At 74.9% G+C, this 15,570-nt stretch carries 16 protein-coding genes and 1 pseudogene; 12 read left to right on the top strand and 5 right to left on the bottom strand.

Going from position 1 to position 15,570, the window contains the following annotated elements:
• Positions 1–19 precede the first annotated feature (19 nt).
• The 6 genes from AC3EQ1_RS15815 to AC3EQ1_RS15840 all read left to right on the top strand — a co-directional run bounded on the left by AC3EQ1_RS15815 (position 20) and on the right by AC3EQ1_RS15840 (position 6,502).
• Positions 20–619 carry a hypothetical protein gene (locus AC3EQ1_RS15815; protein ID WP_432094942.1) on the top strand — a complete coding sequence of 200 codons (600 nt, stop codon included), beginning with the start codon at positions 20–22 and terminating at the stop codon, positions 617–619.
• A 122-nt stretch (positions 620–741) separates the two neighbouring features.
• The gene (locus tag AC3EQ1_RS15820) at positions 742–2,157 is read left to right on the top strand and encodes a segregation and condensation protein A (RefSeq protein WP_432094943.1); all 1,416 of its coding nucleotides are present in this window, start codon (positions 742–744) and stop codon (positions 2,155–2,157) included.
• Positions 2,158–2,807: 650 nt separating this feature from the next.
• Entirely contained in the window at positions 2,808–3,395 is a 588-nt protein-coding gene (gene scpB / locus AC3EQ1_RS15825) for an SMC-Scp complex subunit ScpB (RefSeq protein WP_432095008.1), read from the top strand.
• Positions 3,395–4,426: a pseudouridine synthase gene (locus tag AC3EQ1_RS15830; RefSeq protein ID WP_432094944.1), complete on the top strand. Its 1,032-nt coding sequence runs from the start codon at positions 3,395–3,397 to the stop codon at positions 4,424–4,426. The genes scpB and AC3EQ1_RS15830 overlap by 1 nt, the downstream gene beginning before the upstream one ends.
• A 223-nt stretch (positions 4,427–4,649) precedes the next feature.
• Entirely contained in the window at positions 4,650–5,678 is a 1,029-nt protein-coding gene (locus AC3EQ1_RS15835) for an ADP-ribosylglycohydrolase family protein (protein ID WP_432094945.1), read from the top strand.
• A 2-nt stretch (positions 5,679–5,680) separates the two neighbouring features.
• Entirely contained in the window at positions 5,681–6,502 is an 822-nt protein-coding gene (locus tag AC3EQ1_RS15840; RefSeq protein WP_432094946.1) for a nucleotidyltransferase domain-containing protein, read from the top strand.
• A 123-nt stretch (positions 6,503–6,625) separates the two neighbouring features.
• Here AC3EQ1_RS15840 and AC3EQ1_RS15845 read toward each other — a convergent pair.
• Positions 6,626–7,324: pseudogene (locus AC3EQ1_RS15845) on the bottom strand (nucleotidyltransferase domain-containing protein); the annotation flags it as partial.
• Between the two features lie 43 nt (positions 7,325–7,367).
• A complete protein-coding gene (locus AC3EQ1_RS15850) occupies positions 7,368–7,730 on the bottom strand; it encodes a DUF952 domain-containing protein (RefSeq protein ID WP_432094947.1) in 363 nt (120 codons plus the stop codon).
• 189 nt (positions 7,731–7,919) lie between these two features.
• Between AC3EQ1_RS15850 and aroH the strand changes: the two genes are divergently transcribed.
• The 5 genes from aroH to der all read left to right on the top strand — a co-directional run bounded on the left by aroH (position 7,920) and on the right by der (position 12,462).
• Positions 7,920–8,282, top strand: a complete 363-nt coding sequence (aroH, locus tag AC3EQ1_RS15855) for a chorismate mutase (protein ID WP_432094948.1) — start codon at positions 7,920–7,922, stop codon at positions 8,280–8,282.
• On the top strand, positions 8,279–9,364 hold the full coding sequence (locus AC3EQ1_RS15860; RefSeq protein WP_432094949.1) for a prephenate dehydrogenase: 1,086 nt from the start codon (positions 8,279–8,281) through the stop codon (positions 9,362–9,364). Before aroH ends, AC3EQ1_RS15860 begins: the two co-directional genes overlap by 4 nt.
• Positions 9,365–9,550: 186 nt before the next feature.
• Entirely contained in the window at positions 9,551–10,264 is a 714-nt protein-coding gene (gene cmk / locus AC3EQ1_RS15865) for a (d)CMP kinase (RefSeq protein WP_432094950.1), read from the top strand.
• Positions 10,225–10,941, top strand: a complete 717-nt coding sequence (locus AC3EQ1_RS15870) for a lysophospholipid acyltransferase family protein (protein WP_432094951.1) — start codon at positions 10,225–10,227, stop codon at positions 10,939–10,941. Before cmk ends, AC3EQ1_RS15870 begins: the two co-directional genes overlap by 40 nt.
• Before the next feature lie 60 nt (positions 10,942–11,001).
• Positions 11,002–12,462: a ribosome biogenesis GTPase Der gene (der, locus tag AC3EQ1_RS15875; RefSeq protein ID WP_432094952.1), complete on the top strand. Its 1,461-nt coding sequence runs from the start codon at positions 11,002–11,004 to the stop codon at positions 12,460–12,462.
• A 112-nt stretch (positions 12,463–12,574) separates the two neighbouring features.
• Here der and AC3EQ1_RS15880 read toward each other — a convergent pair whose 3' ends face one another.
• Together AC3EQ1_RS15880 and AC3EQ1_RS15885 are read right to left on the bottom strand one after the other, a co-directional pair.
• Positions 12,575–12,883 (bottom strand): hypothetical protein, encoded by a 309-nt coding sequence (locus AC3EQ1_RS15880; protein WP_432094953.1) that lies wholly within the window; start codon positions 12,881–12,883, stop codon positions 12,575–12,577.
• A gap of 212 nt (positions 12,884–13,095) precedes the next feature.
• Positions 13,096–14,034: a hypothetical protein gene (locus AC3EQ1_RS15885; protein WP_432094954.1), complete on the bottom strand. Its 939-nt coding sequence runs from the start codon at positions 14,032–14,034 to the stop codon at positions 13,096–13,098.
• A 280-nt stretch (positions 14,035–14,314) separates the two neighbouring features.
• Between AC3EQ1_RS15885 and AC3EQ1_RS15890 the strand changes: the two genes are divergently transcribed.
• Positions 14,315–14,677: a transglycosylase family protein gene (locus AC3EQ1_RS15890; protein WP_432094955.1), complete on the top strand. Its 363-nt coding sequence runs from the start codon at positions 14,315–14,317 to the stop codon at positions 14,675–14,677.
• 110 nt (positions 14,678–14,787) lie between these two features.
• On the opposite strand, the gene AC3EQ1_RS15895 is transcribed toward AC3EQ1_RS15890, so the two are convergent.
• Positions 14,788–15,468 carry an ABC transporter ATP-binding protein gene (locus AC3EQ1_RS15895; protein ID WP_432094956.1) on the bottom strand — a complete coding sequence of 227 codons (681 nt, stop codon included), beginning with the start codon at positions 15,466–15,468 and terminating at the stop codon, positions 14,788–14,790.
• Positions 15,469–15,570 lie beyond the last annotated feature (102 nt).

The following is a 15,570-nucleotide window of genomic DNA, read 5'->3' on the forward strand; positions in this document are numbered from 1 at the left end:
GTTCCGCACCACCGGGGGGATGGCACTGCAGCCTTCCTCCCCCCGCCAGCACAGCCACGGGGAGTCCTCCGGGACCCCCCGTGTACCGGCTCCGGCCGGAGAGCCGGACCCGACGGCGCAGGCGCCGTCGGGCGAGGGGCGAGCGGCATCCGGCGCGGGCGCCGACGCGCCCGGGGGCCCGGACACCGCGGAGCACTCCGGACGCGAGCAGGACGAGGACCCCCGGAAGGCCGACGGGCGGAGTGCGGCGCAGACCGCCCGTCCGGCCGGCCGCCCCGGGCAGGAGGCTCCGGCCCCCGCCCGCCGGGCGGCCTCCGCGGCTCCGGCCGACCGGACCGCCCCCGCTCCGGGAGGCGCCGCCGGCGGCCAGCCCCGGCGGCGCGCCCGTACGGCGAACCGCCGCCCCAGTGGCCGGGAGCGCCACGACGAGAAGATCACCGTCTATGTCTCCGCCGAGGAGCTCATGGATCTGGAACACGCCCGGCTGGTGCTGCGCGGCGAACACGGGCTGGCCGTGGACCGCGGCCGGATCGTCCGCGAGGCGGTGGCGGTCGTCCTCGCCGACCTGGAGTCGCGCGGCGACGCGAGCATCCTGGTCCGCCGGCTGCGCGGGCGCTGAGCAGGTTGCGGTCCACCACCCGGTAGGGCGGGGAGGATAGCCTGCGGTGTCGCGGGCCGAGCCCTGGCACCGGGGACCCGCGCCCGGCTTCCGGCCGGGGACCTCCAGCACCGTGGACCGCAATGCCGACGAACGACGAACCCGCGCCGAAGCCGCGTGCTTCCCGCCGCGCCCTGGGCCGAGGCCCCGGTACGGCACCGTCCGCCACGGAGCCGTCCACCGCGGAGCCGTCCGCCACGGAGCCGTCCACCGCGGAGCCGGCCGCCACCGCTTACGCCGTCGTGCCTGCTCCGGCGCCTGCCCCGGATGCCGAGACCGCTCCCGCGCCGGATGCCGAAGCCGCGCCCGCGCCGGTCCTGTCCCCCGCGGAGCCCGCTTCCCCGGGAGCGGAGGGCGGCTGCGTGCCCGACGGCAGGCCGGGGGACGCGGCCGATACGCCCCGGGGTGCTGCCGACGGGCCCGGTGGCGCAGGCGGCGCTCCGGATGCGGCCGATGTGCCCGACGGCGCAGGCGGCGCTCCGCATGCGCCCGATGTGCTCGACGGTTCCGATGGTGCTCCGGATCCGGCCGATGTGTCCGACGGTGCCGACGGCGCTCCGGATCCGGCCGATGCTCCGGCGGACGCGGCCGGTGAGGGCCCCGGCGCGGCGGCCGGTGGCGCTTCGGAAGGGGAGGCCCGGGGCTCCGAAGGGGAGGACCGGGGCGAGGAGGCCACGGGCCGGTTCACCGTCCGGCTCGCCAACTTCGAGGGGCCCTTCGACCTCCTGCTGCAACTGATCTCCAAGCACAAGCTCGATGTCACCGAGGTCGCGCTCTCCAAGGTCACGGACGAGTTCATGGCCCACATCCGGGCCATGGGACCGGACTGGGACCTCGACCAGACCACCGAGTTCCTGGTCGTCGCCGCCACCCTGCTCGACCTCAAGGCCGCTCGGCTGCTGCCCGCCGCGGAGGTGGAGGACGAAGCGGACCTGGCCCTGCTGGAGGCCCGCGACCTGCTGTTCGCCCGGCTGCTGCAGTACCGCGCGTACAAGGAGATCGCGGAGATCTTCCAGGAGCGCATGACCGCCGAGGCCCGGCGGTACCCGCGGACCGTCGGTCTCGAACCGCACCACGCGGAGCTGCTGCCCGAGGTCGTCATCAGCATCGGCGCCGAGGGCTTCGCGCAGCTCGCGGTGAAGGCGATGCAGCCCAGGGCCAAGCCGCAGGTGTATGTCGACCACATCCACGCGCCCCTGGTCAGCGTCCGGGAGCAGGGCCAGGTGATGATCGCCCGGCTGCGCGAGCTCGGCGAGGCGAGCTTCCGCGCGCTCACCGCGGACGCCCCCGACACCCTCACCGTCGTGGCCCGCTTCCTGGCGCTCCTGGAGCTCTACCGGGAACGGGCGGTCGTCCTGGACCAGGAGGAGGCGCTCGGCTCGCTCATGGTCCGCTGGACCGGCGGCGACGGGGAGCAGCCGATCGTCACCGACGAGTTCGACCAGCCCCCGGTGGACCCGTCCGGCGGGCCGGACAGCCGGCAGAAGGAGCAGGCATGACCGAGGACAGGGCCCGCGAGGTGTCGCTGCCCGAACCGCAGGAGTCCGAATCGCAGAAGCCCGGGGCGCAGGCGTCCGGGGCGCAGGAGTCCATGGCGCAGCAGCCCGTCGCGGAGCAGCCCGCGGGGCAGCAGGCCGGGCCGGCGCGGGACGCGGGCGTGGCGGGTGCGGGGCAGGCGCCGGGGGCGGTGCGGCAGGAGCCGCAGCCTGAGCCTCGTCACCCCGATGTGCCGCACCAGGACGTTCCCCACCAGGACGTTCCCCATCAGGACGTGCGTCACCACGACGTCCCCCACGGGGACGTGCCTCACCAAGAGGCCCCCCACCGGGACGGGCCCCACCAGGACGCCCAGTCCCGCCCCGGGGCGTCGCTGCCCGAGGTGTCCCTGCCCGAACCGCGGCACTCCGGGTCGTCCGGGTCGCCGCGGGCGGTGGAGCGGCCCGCCGGGGCGCGGCAGCCGGGGGAGGAGCGCCCCCGGCCGGCACCGCCGGAAAGGGAGCAGCCGGAGCAGCCGGAGCGGCCTGCGGAAGCGGAGCGGCCGGCGGTATCGGACGGGCCTGCGGAACCGGACGGGCAGGATGAGGGGCCTGCGGAGGCGGAGCAGCCCGCCGGGGCCTCGGCCGTCGCCGGGCTCGACCTCAAGCCCGCGCTGGAGGCCGTCCTCATGGTCGTCGACGAGCCCGCGACCGAGGAGCACCTGGCCAAGGTCCTGGAGCGGCCGCGCCGGGCCGTCGCCGACGCGCTGCGCGAGCTGTCCGACGACTACGCGACCCAGGGCCGGGGCTTCGACCTGCGGCTGGTCGCGGGAGGCTGGCGGTTCTACACCCGGCCCGAGTACGCGGCGGCCGTCGAGAGCTTCGTCCTCGACGGCCAGCAGGCCCGGCTGACCCAGGCCGCGTTGGAGACCCTGGCCGTGGTCGCGTACCGTCAACCGGTCAGCCGGTCCCGGGTCTCCGCGGTGCGGGGAGTGAACTGCGACGGCGTGATGCGCACCCTGCTCCAGCGAGGTCTGGTGGAGGAGGCGGGGACGGAACCCGAAACAGGTGCGATCCTGTACAGGACGACGAACTACTTCATGGAGCGGATGGGTCTGCGCGGCCTGGACGAGTTGCCCGAGCTCGCCCCGTTCCTTCCGGAGGTGGACGCCGTCGAGGCGGACTCCCTCGAGGGGGTTCCGTCGTTCGACCCGGATGCACCGGACGATGCAGACAGTACTCACTCGACAACGGAAACTTGATGCGAAGCAGCGACAGGAACAGCGGCAACCGGAACCCTCGCGGTGCGGGCGGCGGCAAGCGCGGTGACAAGAAGCGCACCGGCACCCCCCGGCCGGAGGAGCGCCGCTACGACGTCGGCAACACCGGCCAGTCCGGTGCGAACAAGCCCGGCGGCGTCCCGCGGTCCAAGCCGAGCAACAAGCCGACCGGCAACCGCGGCCGCAAGCCCGTACCGGCCCGCCCGCGGGAGCTCGACGCCCAGATCGAGGAGCGCAACCGGGCCCGTCACAGCAAGCCGCAGCTCAAGCTGCCCAAGACCTTCGGCGAGCAGGAGGGCGAGCGGCTGCAGAAGGTCCTCGCCCGCGCCGGCATGGGATCGCGCCGCGCCTGCGAGGAGCTGATCGAGCAGCACCGCGTCGAGGTCAACGGGAAGATCGTCACCGAGCAGGGCCTCCGGGTCGACCCGGAGAAGGACGAGGTCAAGGTCGACGGGCTGACCGTGGCCACCCAGTCGTACCTGTTCTTCGCGCTCAACAAGCCGGCCGGCGTCGTCTCCACCATGGAGGACCCGGACGGCCGCCAGTGCCTCGGGGACTACGTCACCAACCGGGAGACCCGGCTCTTCCACGTGGGGCGTCTCGACACCGAGACCGAGGGCATCATCCTGCTCACCAACCACGGTGAGCTGTCCCACCGCCTCACCCACCCCCGGTACGGCGTGAAGAAGACCTATCTCGCCGCGATCCAGGGCCCCCTGCCGCGCGACCTCGGCAAGCAGCTGAAGAACGGCATCGAGCTCGAGGACGGCTACGCCCGCGCCGACCACTTCCGGGTCGTGGAGAACACCGGGAAGAACTACCTCGTCGAGGTCACGCTGCACGAGGGCCGCAAGCACATCGTCCGCCGGATGCTCGCCGAGGCCGGCTTCCCGGTGGACCGGCTCGTCCGCACCAACTTCGGCCCGATCCCGCTGGGCGACCAGAAGTCCGGCTGGCTGCGCCGGCTGACCAACACCGAGGTCGGCATGCTGATGCGCGAGGTCGACCTCTAGAGGGTCCCGACCGCCGCGATGCCCGGCCGGAACGCCCGCCCCTGGAGCAGGGGCGGGCGTTCGGCGTCGGCCGGGCATCGCGGGCGGCCTTCCGGAAACCGGCCGCGGGAGCTGCCGGACGCCCCGGCTTTCCGGAAACCGGCCGTTGGAGCCGCCGGTCACCCCGGATTTCCGGGAACCGGGAGGCAGCGCCGGTGATCAACTCACTACGCTCGTCTTTCCGATGCCACCGGAAGGACTCCCACTCGTGCCACTCACCGCCACCGGCTCCCTGATCGGCCTGGCCCTCGGGGACGCCCTGGGCTTCCCGACCGAATTCAGCAACGTCCCCTCGATCCTCGCCAAGTGCGGCCCCTGGCTGGAGATGCGGCTGCCGACGCCCGCCGTCGTCACCGACGACACCCAGATGACGATCGCCCTCGGCCGGGGCATACGCACCGCCATGGAGCACGGGCCCCTGGCCCCCGGCACCCTCGAACCGCCGGTGCGCGAGGAGTTCATCCGCTGGAACCGCTCGCCCGACAACAACCGAGCCCCGGGCAACACCTGTCTGAGCGCCTGCGCCCTGCTCGAGGACCGTGCCCTGCCGTGGCAGCGGGCCAGCCGGACCGGATCCAAGGGCTGCGGCGCGAACATGCGGGTGGCCCCGGTCGGCCTGGCCCCGGGGCTGAGCGACGAACAGCGCGCCGGCGCCGCCCAGTTGCAGGCCGCCCTCACTCATGGCCACCCCACCGCGCTCGCCGCGAGCGACCTCACCGCGCACGCGGTACGGCTCCTCGCCGAGGGCACCGCGCCCGCCCGGCTGCCGGCCGCGCTGCGCGCATACGCCCGGGACAACCGGGCCGCCTACCACGAGCGCTGGCTCGGCGACCTCTGGCAGCACGCCCAGGCGCCGTCGGCCGTGGCTTTCATCTCTCGGGGCTGGGACGAGTGCCTCGCCGTCCTCGACCGGCTGGACGAGGCGCTGCGGCACCCCGACCCCGAGGCCGACCCCTGCGACGCCACCGGAGCGGGCTGGATCGCCGAGGAGGCCCTCGCCACCGGCCTGCTGTGCTTCCTGCTCTTCCCCGACGAGCCGCTCACCGCGCTGCGCCGGGCCGCCTGCACCGCGGGTGACTCCGACTCGATCGCCTGCCTGGCGGGCGCCTTCGCCGGGGCGCACCTGGGGGCGGACGCCTGGCCCCGGGAGTGGGCCGAGCGCATCGAGTACCGCGGTGACCTGCTGGCCCTCGGCGCGGCCTGGGAGGCGTGACCATGCCCGGCGGAGCGGTGCCCGGCGGCCCGGCGGGCCCGCCGCCGGACGGCACCGCCCGGCTTGCGGCGGCCGGAGTCCCCACCGCGGTGCTCGGCCCGCTCCTCGCCGAGCAGGGCCACCACCTGGTCTTCGCGACGGTCTCGGGCGCCCATCTCTACGGCTTCCCCTCCCGGGACTCCGACATCGACCTGCGCGGCGCGCACCTCCTGCCGGTCCGTGACCTGATCGGGCTGGAGGAGGCCGAGGAGACCCGGTCGCGGATGGCCGTGCGGGACGGCACCGAGCTGGATCTGGTCACCCACGACCTGCGGAAGTTCGCCCGGCTGATGCTGCGCCGCAACGGCTATGTGCTGGAGCAGCTGTTGTCGCCGCTGGTGGTGCGCACCTCCCCGGTGCACACCGAACTCGCCGCCCTCGCGCCCGGGGCCGTGACCCGCCATCACGCCCACCACTACCGGGGGTTCGCGGCCACGCAGTGGCGGCTCTTCGGGAAGACCGGCGAGCTCAAGCCGCTGCTCTACACCTTCCGGGCGCTGCTCACCGGCATCCATCTGATGCGCAGCGGGGAGGTCGTGGCCCATCTGCCGACACTCGCGGACCGGGTGCCGGAGGCGCCCGCCCGGCTCGGTGAGCTCATCGCGGCGAAGGCGGAGGCCGAGCACGGCGCCGCCGGTGACGCGGCCCGCGGCGCCGAGGCGGACGTCGAGGCGCTCCACGCCGTGCTGGACGAGGCGCAGGCCGCCTCCCGGCTAGCCGACGCGCCCACCGTCCACCCGGCCGTCCACGACCTGGTGGTGCGCGCCCGGCTCGACCGGGGCTGACTCGACCAGGGCTGAATCGACCAGGGCTGAGGGGGCCGGAACGGGAGCCGCGGCGGCGCCGGTGACCGCTGCGGACGGGGCGGCCGGAGCGGGCGGAGGGGCCGGGGCGGGGACCGCCGGAAGGGCGGCGGCGGCCGAAGCGCGGCGCACCCGGATCAGGAAGTCCTCCACCCGGCCCCGGTCGGGCTCGGGCGGCAGCGGGGTCCGTACCGCCGCGGCGTCGGCCTCCTCGCTCAGCCGCCGCATCCGCCGCTCGACCTCCGCCCACGGCACCTCGCCCCGCTTGACCGCCAGCAGCCGCTCCCGTTCGTCGCCGACGTCCAGGACCAGCTCCCCCGTGGTGAGCAGATCGCGGCAGCTCGCCAGCAGCCGCAGCAGATGCATGGCGTGCTTCCAGCGGGGCGTCCCGTGCCGCCGGAGGTCCGCCTCCAGCTTCCGGCGCTGGCCGACGGCGTAGCGGACGAACGTCCGGTGGACCTGGGCCGACAGAAAGGCCCCGCGCAGGGCGACGAGCTCGCGCCCGGTGGCGTCGATGTGCTCGACCAGGGGCGAGTGCAGACACTCCAGGATCCCCGGGTTCGCCCGCAGGGCCAGCGTGCAGAACCGCTCCAGCTCCCAGGAGAACTGCTCCTCGGCCGGGCCGTCCACGTGCTCCGGAGGCTTCTCGAACCCCCAGAACAGGGGCGTCGGCGCGACGAACACCCCGCGCCGGTCGGTGTCGCTCCCCTCGGTGGCGAGCCCGAAGGCGCGCGACCCCATCACACAGGAGTAGACGGTGTGGTCGCGGACCAGGGCCTCCGGGGCCGGGGGAGAGTGCGGCATCCCCCGATTGTGGCAGGGCGTGATCATCTGGGTCAGGGCATGGTCATGACCAGAGGGCGAGGCCGGTCGCCCGGCCCTCCGCGTCCCGCCGGACCTCCAGCATCCCGGCCACCGCGGTCCGGTTGATGTGGCCGTACACATGCGGGAAGAGCACGCCCGGCCCGCTGCCGGGCGGCGGCGGGAAGGTGGCGGGCTCCCAGCGGACCGGGGCGTCCAGCAGCTGCTCGTCGATCAGCAGCACCATCAGCGGGCCGACGGCCTCACGGAAGAAGGCGTCCGCGACGGCGAGCGAGGTGGCCTCGTCGGGGGAGCAGTGGATGAACCCCTCATCGCCGAGCGTCGGAGGGGCGTACGGGCGGTCCGGCACGGCGAGCCAGTCGTCCAGCGGCACCACATGGAAGATCATGCGCAACGTTCTACCCGACCGGATGCCGTCTCCCGCTCTCGCCTGCCCGGAATGTCCATCGGGCCGCGCCCCGGAGCAGGAGACCGGCCCGGCGTCTCGCGGGGCGGTCACCGCCGCGGCACCCGGCCCGGCTGGCTAGGCTTGGTCATCCGAGCAACCGGCAGGCGCGAGCGCGGAGGAGCAGGGGACGTGGCGGTACGAGCGGTCCGGGGGGCGGTCCAGCTGGAGCGGGACGAGTCCGCCCACATGCACGAGCAGGTCGGTGAGCTCCTCACAGCCGTCCTGGGGCGCAACGGCCTGACCTCCGAGGACCTGATCAGCATCTGGTTCACCGCCACCCCCGACCTGCACAGCGACTTCCCGGCCGCCGCAGCCCGCGGGATCGGTATCGTCGACGTGCCGCTGATCTGCGCCCGGGAGCTGGACGTCGAGGGCGCCATGCCCCGGGTCGTCCGCCTCCTGGCGCACGTCGAGACCGGCCTCGCCAAAGCGCAGATCTCCCACGTCTACCTCGGCGCCGCAGCCGCCCTCCGCAAGGACATCGCCCAGTGAGAACCGCCGTCGTCATCGGCACCGGCCTGATCGGCACCTCCGCCGCCCTGGCCCTGTCCGGCCGGGGCGTCCACGTCCACCTGGTGGACCACGACCCGTCCCAGGCCCGTACCGCCGCCGCCCTCGGCGCCGGCACCGACACGGAGCCCGACGGCCCCGTCGACCTGGCGATCGTCGCCGTGCCCCCGGCGCACATCGCCGCGACCATCGCCGACGCGCAGCGCCGCGGGGTCGCCCGGGGCTATCTGGACGTCGCCAGTGTCAAGGGCGGGCCGCGCCGCGAGCTGGAGTCCCTCGGTGTCGACCTGCGCCAGTACCTGGGCACCCATCCCATGGCCGGCCGGGAGCGCTCCGGGCCGCTCGCCGCCACCGCCGACCTCTTCGAGGGCCGGCCCTGGGTGCTCACCCCCACCCGGGACACCGACACCGAGGTGCTCAATCTCGCCCTGGAACTGGTCGCCCTCTGCCGGGCCGTTCCCGTGGTCATGGACGCCGACGCGCACGACCGCGCCGTCGCCCTCGTCTCCCACACCCCGCAGCTGCTCTCCAGCCTGGTCGCCGCCCGCCTCCAGGGCGCCGACGAGACCGCGGTGCGGCTGTGCGGCCAGGGCATCCGGGACGTGACCCGGATCGCGGCCTCCGACCCGGCGATGTGGATCGACATCCTGTCCGCCAACCCCGGCCCGGTCGCCGACGTGCTCGCCGCGGTCGCCGCGGACCTGGACGAGACGGTGCAGGCGCTGCGGGCCCTCCAGGCGGCCGACGAGAGCAAGCGGCGCGACGGCGCCGCCGGCATCGAGGACGTGCTGCGCCGCGGCAACGCCGGCCGCGAGCGGGTGCCGGGCAAGCACGGCGCCGCCCCGGCCGTGTACGAGGTCGTCACGGTGCTCATCGGCGACCAGCCGGGCGAGCTGGCCCGGATCTTCGCCGACGCCGGCCGGGCCGGGGTCAACATCGAGGACGTCCGGATCGAGCACGCCACCGGCCAGCAGGCCGGTCTGATCCAGCTGATGGTCGAGCCCTCCGCGGTGCCGGCGCTCGCCGCCGCCCTCCGCGAGCAGGGGTGGTCGCTCCGGCAGTAGGCTCCGCCGCCGGGCCCGCCGTGAGCGGGCCCGGCGCCCGCGGACGCGCCCGGCGGGCTCCCGGCCGCCGGTACCACGCCGGGTACGGGCCGCTGCCGCCAGCCAGTAACCTTGTCCGAAGGCCACCTGCCTCCGGCGACCGCCGGCAGGTGCTTCCCAGCTGATCCAGCCCCGTGCACGAGGAAGGTGTTCGTCACCGTGGAAACCGCCGCCCGGACCGCACCGGCAACAGTGATTGTCGCCATCGACGGCCCCTCCGGCACGGGCAAGTCGAGCACGTCGAAGGCCGTCGCGGCCAAGCTCGGCCTGAGCTACCTCGACACCGGCGCCCAGTACCGGGCGATCACCTGGTGGATGCTGAGCAACGGCGTCGACATCCACGACGCCGCCGCCGTCGCGACCGCGTCCGAGAAGCCCGTGATCGTCTCCGGCACCGACCCGGCCGCCCCCACCATCGCGGTGGACGGCGCGGACGCCGCCGGCCCGATCCGCACCCAGGAGGTCACCGGGGCGGTCAGCGCCGTCAGCGCCGTGCCCGAGGTCCGCGCCCGCCTCACCGAGCTGCAGCGCAGCACCGCGGCCGCCGCGGAGCGGGGCATCGTCGTCGAGGGCCGGGACATCGGTACCACCGTCCTCCCCGACGCCGACCTCAAGATCTTCCTCACCGCCTCGCCCGAGGCCCGTGCCGCGCGCCGCAGCGGCGAGCTCAAGGGCAAGGAGGCCACGGACCTGGCGAGCACCCGTGACGCCCTGGTCAAGCGGGACGCGGCCGACTCCGGCCGGAAGACCTCGCCGCTGGCCAAGGCCGGCGACGCGGTCGAGGTTGACACCACCGAGCTCACGCTCGAGCAGGTCATCGAGTGCGTCGTGACGCTCATCGAGGAGAAGCGGACCGCGTGACCCGCAAGGACACCGTTTCCCCGTCCGCCGGGGCGGGAGCCCCCGGCGCCGGGGGCGCGGCGGTCGGCCGCCGCATCGGCATCGGCCTGATGTACGGGCTGTGGAAGCCGCGGGTTTTCGGCGCCTGGCGGGTCCCCGCCACGGGCCCCGTGATCCTCGCGGTCAACCACGCCCACAACATCGACGGCCCGATGCTGATGGGCACCGCCCCGCGGCCGGTGCACTTCCTGATCAAGAAGGAGGCGTTCACCGGCCCGCTCGATCCGTTCCTGCGCGGCATCGGGCAGATCGAGGTGGACCGGACCACCGCCGACCGCACCGCCATCACCCACGCGCTGGGTGTGCTGGAGCGGGGCGGGGTGCTGGGCATCTTCCCGGAGGGCACCCGGGGCGAGGGCGACTTCGCGTCGCTGCGCGCCGGGCTCGCCTACTTCGCGGTGCGCTCCGGCGCACCCATCGTGCCGGTGGCCGTGCTCGGCAGCACCGACCGGCGCGGCCGGCTCATACCGGGGCTGCCGCCGCTGCGCAGCCGGGTGGACGTGGTCTTCGGCGACGCGTTCCAGGCCGGGGACGGCACCGGCAGGCGGACGCGCAAGGCCCTCGACGAGGCGACCGTGCGCATTCAGGAGCGGCTGACCGCCCACCTGAAAAACGCCAGGCTTTCCACCGGGCGTTAGACGAGACTTGTGGGCGGACCGAACCGGTCCGCCCGGACGATGGACGAGGAAACAGACTTCATGAACGACCAGACCCCCGCCGGCGACGAGCACGGTGAGCTTGGCGACGCCGAGTACGCGGAGTTCATGGAGCTCGCCGCGCAGGAGGGCTTCGACCCGGACGAGGTCGAGAGCGAGCTCGCCGCCGCGGGCCACGGCCCGCTGCCCGTCCTGGCCGTCGTCGGCCGCCCCAATGTCGGCAAGTCGACCCTGGTGAACCGGATCATCGGCCGCCGTGAGGCGGTCGTCGAGGACCGCCCCGGCGTCACCCGCGACCGGGTCACCTACGAGGCCGAGTGGGCGGGCCGCCGCTTCAAGGTCGTCGACACCGGCGGCTGGGAGCAGGACGTGCTCGGCATCGACGCGTCCGTCGCCGCCCAGGCCGAGTTCGCCATCGAGGCCGCCGACGCGGTGGTCTTCGTGGTGGACTCCACGGTCGGCGCCACCGACACCGACGAGGCCGTCGTCAAGCTGCTGCGCCGGGCGGGCAAGCCCGTGGTGCTCTGCGCCAACAAGGTCGACGGCCCCAACGCCGAGGCCGACGCCGCGATGCTCTGGTCGCTCGGACTCGGCGAGCCCTACCCGGTCTCCGCGCTGCACGGCCGCGGCACCGGCGACATGCTCGACGCCGCCCTCGACGCGCTCCCCGAGGCGCCCGCCCAGACCTTCGGCGCGGGCCTCGGTGGCCCCCGCCGGATCGCCCTCATCGGCCGCCCCAACGTCGGCAAGTCCTCGCTGCTCAACAAGGTCGCGCGGGAGGACCGCGTGGTCGTCGACGAGCTGGCCGGCACCACCCGCGACCCGGTCGACGAGCTGATCGAACTCGGCGGCGTGACCTGGAAGTTCGTGGACACCGCCGGTATCCGCCGCCGTGTCCACCTCCAGGAGGGCGCCGACTACTACGCCTCGCTGCGCACCGCCGCCGCGGTCGAGAAGGCCGAGGTCGCGGTCGTCCTCATCGACGCGAGCGAGACCATCAGCGTCCAGGACCAGCGGATCATCACCATGGCCGTCGAGGCGGGCCGTGCGCTGGTCATCGCGTACAACAAGTGGGACACCCTCGACGAGGAGCGCCGCTACTACCTCGAGCGCGAGATCGAGACCGAGTTCGTCCAGATCCAGTGGGCGCCGCGGGTCAACGTCTCGGCGCGCACCGGGCGGCACATGGAGAAGCTCGTCCCGGCGATCGAGACCGCACTGGCCGGCTGGGAGACCCGGATCCCCACCGGCCGGCTCAACGCCTTCCTCGGCGAGATCGTCGCCTCCCACCCGCACCCGATCCGCGGCGGCAAGCAGCCCCGCATCCTCTTCGGCACTCAGGCCGGGACCAAGCCGCCCCGGTTCGTCCTCTTCGCCTCCGGCTTCCTGGAGCACGGCTACCGGCGCTTCATCGAGCGGCGGCTGCGCGAGGAGTTCGGCTTCGAGGGCACCCCGATCCACATCTCGGTGCGGGTCCGCGAGAAGCGCGGCCGGAAGAAGTAGGCCGCGGAGCGCACGCCCCGGGCGTGCCGGCCGCACCCCGTGCCGTCGGGACGGCCGGCACCGCGCGGGGAGCGGTCCGGGCCGTGATGCCCGACGGCCGGGGCCGGGCCCGCTACAGCCCGTGCCTCCGGTTGTCGCGCTGTCCCGGCGGCAGCGCCGGGGGGAACCCCGGGCGGTTCTGCCGCTGCGGATCCCAGGTCCGGACCCGGTCCCACGAACCGCGCTGCTCCGGCGCACGGTGTTCCGGCGCACGGTGCTGGGGCGGGCGCCGGCCCCCGGTGTTGAACGGTGCGAACCCCAGGTCCTCCTCGCCCGTGCGGTCACCGGGCAGTGCGCGGAACTGCCGGCGGTACTCCGCGTACAGCGCGTCGTAGATCGGCGTCGGCGACTGCTGCGCCGGCGTCTCGTGCGGCGGGCGCATACCGGGGATGTGGTGCTGGTACGGGGGTCGTGGGGCGGGGTCGTATGAGTGCACGTAGCTGCCAACGACCTCGGGCCCGGACGGATGCGGGGCAGCGGCGAAACCGCCTGTTCGCGGCACCGGGTGCGCGCCGGTGCCCCAGCCGGTCCGCCGGACGGCGGCCTGCGGAGCGGACTCCGCGTCACTCCCCGGACCGCCCGAGGGGGGCCGGGTCATGTGCCCGCCAGCGGCATGACCGCGGAGACGAGCGCGCCGCCCGCGGCGGCCCGGTCCAGGGCGTCGCGCATCAGGTCCTCGCGCGGCTGCTGGCCGATGGAGCCCACCGGCGCGGCGAAGAGCAGGACCCGCGACAGCCGGTTGACCGCCGTCCGCCAGCCGTCGGTCACGGTCAGCGGCTGGTGGGCCTGCCACCACGCCGTCGGCCGTCCGCCGGTGGCCGACGGCTGCAGGATCGCGTGCAGCTGCCCCATCGCGAACAGCACGGACCAGCCGGGCAGCACCTCGGGGAGCTGCTCGACGTCCGTGACCGGCATGAAGCCCTGCTCGATGAGGAGCGGCAGGAAGTCGTCGCCGGGGCCGTCGCTGCCGGGGCGGGCGATCGGCGTGGTCGGCTCCACCACCAGCGCCGGGTACAGGCTGTCGTCGATCAGGATCAGCCCGCTGGTCACCCCGATCACCGCCTGGCGCGGGGCCGCCTGCAGGTCCTCCGGGACGGCGTACGCCGGAGCCGGGGCCGGTGCGGCGTGGGCCGGAGCGGCATGGGCGGGCGCCTCGTGGGACGGCGCGGGGTACGCATGGGCCGCGGGGGCCTGGGCGGCATGGGACGGCGCGGCGTGCGCCGGGTACCCGTACGGGTGGTGGTCGGCGGGCTCCCCCTCGCCGGTGATGCTGCGCACCGCGCCCTGCAACTGGTCCTCCGAGACCGGGACGACCTGCGAGGGAATGCAGCCGGCGTGGGCGAAGGCGAGCACCGCCGTCTCGTCACCGACGAACAGCACCGTGCTGGTGCGCTCCTGCTCGGTGTCGCCGGGAGTCCGGCAGGAGGTGCAGTCGTAGCTGCCCGGGGCGTTCTCGCCCGCGATCAGCCGATCGGCTTCTTCGTCACCGATCTCGGCACGTACGTCATCGCTGACGTCGAGCATGCGCGGCACGGGGGGCTCCTCGATGTTCGGTGGTGGTCGCCGGGAGGAGCTCCCGGCTCATAAGAGGACAACGGGCGATCTGCCGCCCGGGTCACGCACGCGGGGACGCCGAATCCGCGCGGATCCGGCCCACCCGACGCCACGGAGTCCGCCTTCCGGGCGGACGACGGGAGCTTGACGACAGGACCTGGGGAACGCCCCGCCGCCGATGGTCCGACCGGGTCGCTCCCGCACCGCCGGCCCGGCGCGGTTCCACGGGCCCGGCGTCCGGGCGTGCGTAGCGTGTGGCATGTCGCACATCCGTGGTGTCACACCGATGGTCCTCACGCTCGCCGCGCTTCTGGGGCCGCTGCCGCAGGCCGCCTGGGCCGAGTCCGCCCCGCCCCGCAGCCGCACCGGTCCGCCCGCGGCGGCCTGGGACCGGCTGGCGCAGTGCGAGAGCAGCGGACGCTGGGACGCCAACACCGGTAACGGCTACTACGGCGGGCTCCAGTTCGGCCAGCAGACCTGGGAGGCGCACGGCGGCCGCGCGTACGCCCCGCGCGCCGACCTCGCCACCCGGTCCGAGCAGATCAAGGTCGCCGAGTCCGTGGTGCGGGCCCGGGGCTGGAGCGCCTGGCCGGGCTGTTCCCGGCGGGCCGGGCTCGGTTAGGGGCCTTGCACGGTGAGCGCCCGATGAGGTCGTGTGGTCCGGCGCCGGACATCGCAAGGCGCCGGACCGCGCGACCCGGGCGGGCATGGTGCACCCCCTGAGGGCACCCGTCAGCCGGTGGCGCTCCGCGCTTCCGGCCACTCCGCGGGCTCACCCGCGAAGACCACCGCGCCGCGGCGCAGTTCGTACACCACCCCGGTCACGGCGCGCAGCGCGGGCGGGAGGGACTGCTCGGCCACCACGACGGTCCGCCCGGCGGCCGTCGCCTCCCCGAGGAGCGCGCAGGTCCGGGCCGCGGACGCGGGGGACATGCCCTGGGTGGGCTCGTCCAGGAGCAGCAGCCGGGCCGGGGAGTGCAGCGCGCGGGCGACGGCGAGCATCCGCTGCTCCCCGCCGGACAGCGTGCCCGCCCGGCGACCGAGGAGCGGCGCCAGCGCCGGATACGTCTCCCGGGCGCGGCCCGGGTCCGCGCCCGGCGGCAGGACGAGCGCCAGATTCTCCGCCACGGTGAGGGAGCCGAACACGGCGCGCCGGTCGGGCACCAGCAGCAGGCCGCGCCGGGCGCGTTCGTGCGCCGACAGCCGGGTGACGTCGGCGCCGCGCCACTCCACCCGGCCCGCGGCGAGCGCGACGGTACCGGCGAGGGCCCGCAGGACCGTGGTGCGCCCGGCGCCGTTGCGGCCGAGGAGCACGGTCAGCCGGGCCGCGGGAACCGCCAGGTCGACACCGTGCAGGGCCTCCAGCGGGCCGTAGCGCACCCGCGCGCCGTACAGCGCGATGTCGACACTCATGGCGCGGCTCCGCTCCTGGTGCGCCCGTCGTCGGGGCGTGGCCGTCCGGGCGCGGGTGCCGGGGCCGGAGGCGACGCGGTTCCGTTCATGGTGCGGCGTCTT

The sequence above is a fragment of the Streptomyces sp. bgisy100 genome, assembly GCF_057709105.1.

Excerpts from the sequence above, each read along its gene's own strand:
- AC3EQ1_RS15830 (WP_432094944.1), top strand. The coding sequence starts at position 3,395 with ATGCGAAGCAGCGACAGGAACAGCGGCAACCGGAACCCTCGCGGTGCG.
- AC3EQ1_RS15890 (WP_432094955.1), top strand. The coding sequence starts at position 14,315 with ATGTCGCACATCCGTGGTGTCACACCGATGGTCCTCACGCTCGCCGCG.
- AC3EQ1_RS15850 (WP_432094947.1), bottom strand. The coding sequence starts at position 7,730 with ATGATCTTCCATGTGGTGCCGCTGGACGACTGGCTCGCCGTGCCGGAC.
- AC3EQ1_RS15840 (WP_432094946.1), top strand. The coding sequence starts at position 5,681 with ATGCCCGGCGGAGCGGTGCCCGGCGGCCCGGCGGGCCCGCCGCCGGAC.
- AC3EQ1_RS15835 (WP_432094945.1), top strand. The coding sequence starts at position 4,650 with ATGCCACCGGAAGGACTCCCACTCGTGCCACTCACCGCCACCGGCTCC.
- der (WP_432094952.1), top strand. The coding sequence starts at position 11,002 with ATGAACGACCAGACCCCCGCCGGCGACGAGCACGGTGAGCTTGGCGAC.
- AC3EQ1_RS15895 (WP_432094956.1), bottom strand. The coding sequence starts at position 15,468 with ATGAGTGTCGACATCGCGCTGTACGGCGCGCGGGTGCGCTACGGCCCG.
- AC3EQ1_RS15820 (WP_432094943.1), top strand. The coding sequence starts at position 742 with ATGCCGACGAACGACGAACCCGCGCCGAAGCCGCGTGCTTCCCGCCGC.
- AC3EQ1_RS15815 (WP_432094942.1), top strand. The coding sequence starts at position 20 with ATGGCACTGCAGCCTTCCTCCCCCCGCCAGCACAGCCACGGGGAGTCC.
- AC3EQ1_RS15880 (WP_432094953.1), bottom strand. The coding sequence starts at position 12,883 with ATGCGCCCGCCGCACGAGACGCCGGCGCAGCAGTCGCCGACGCCGATC.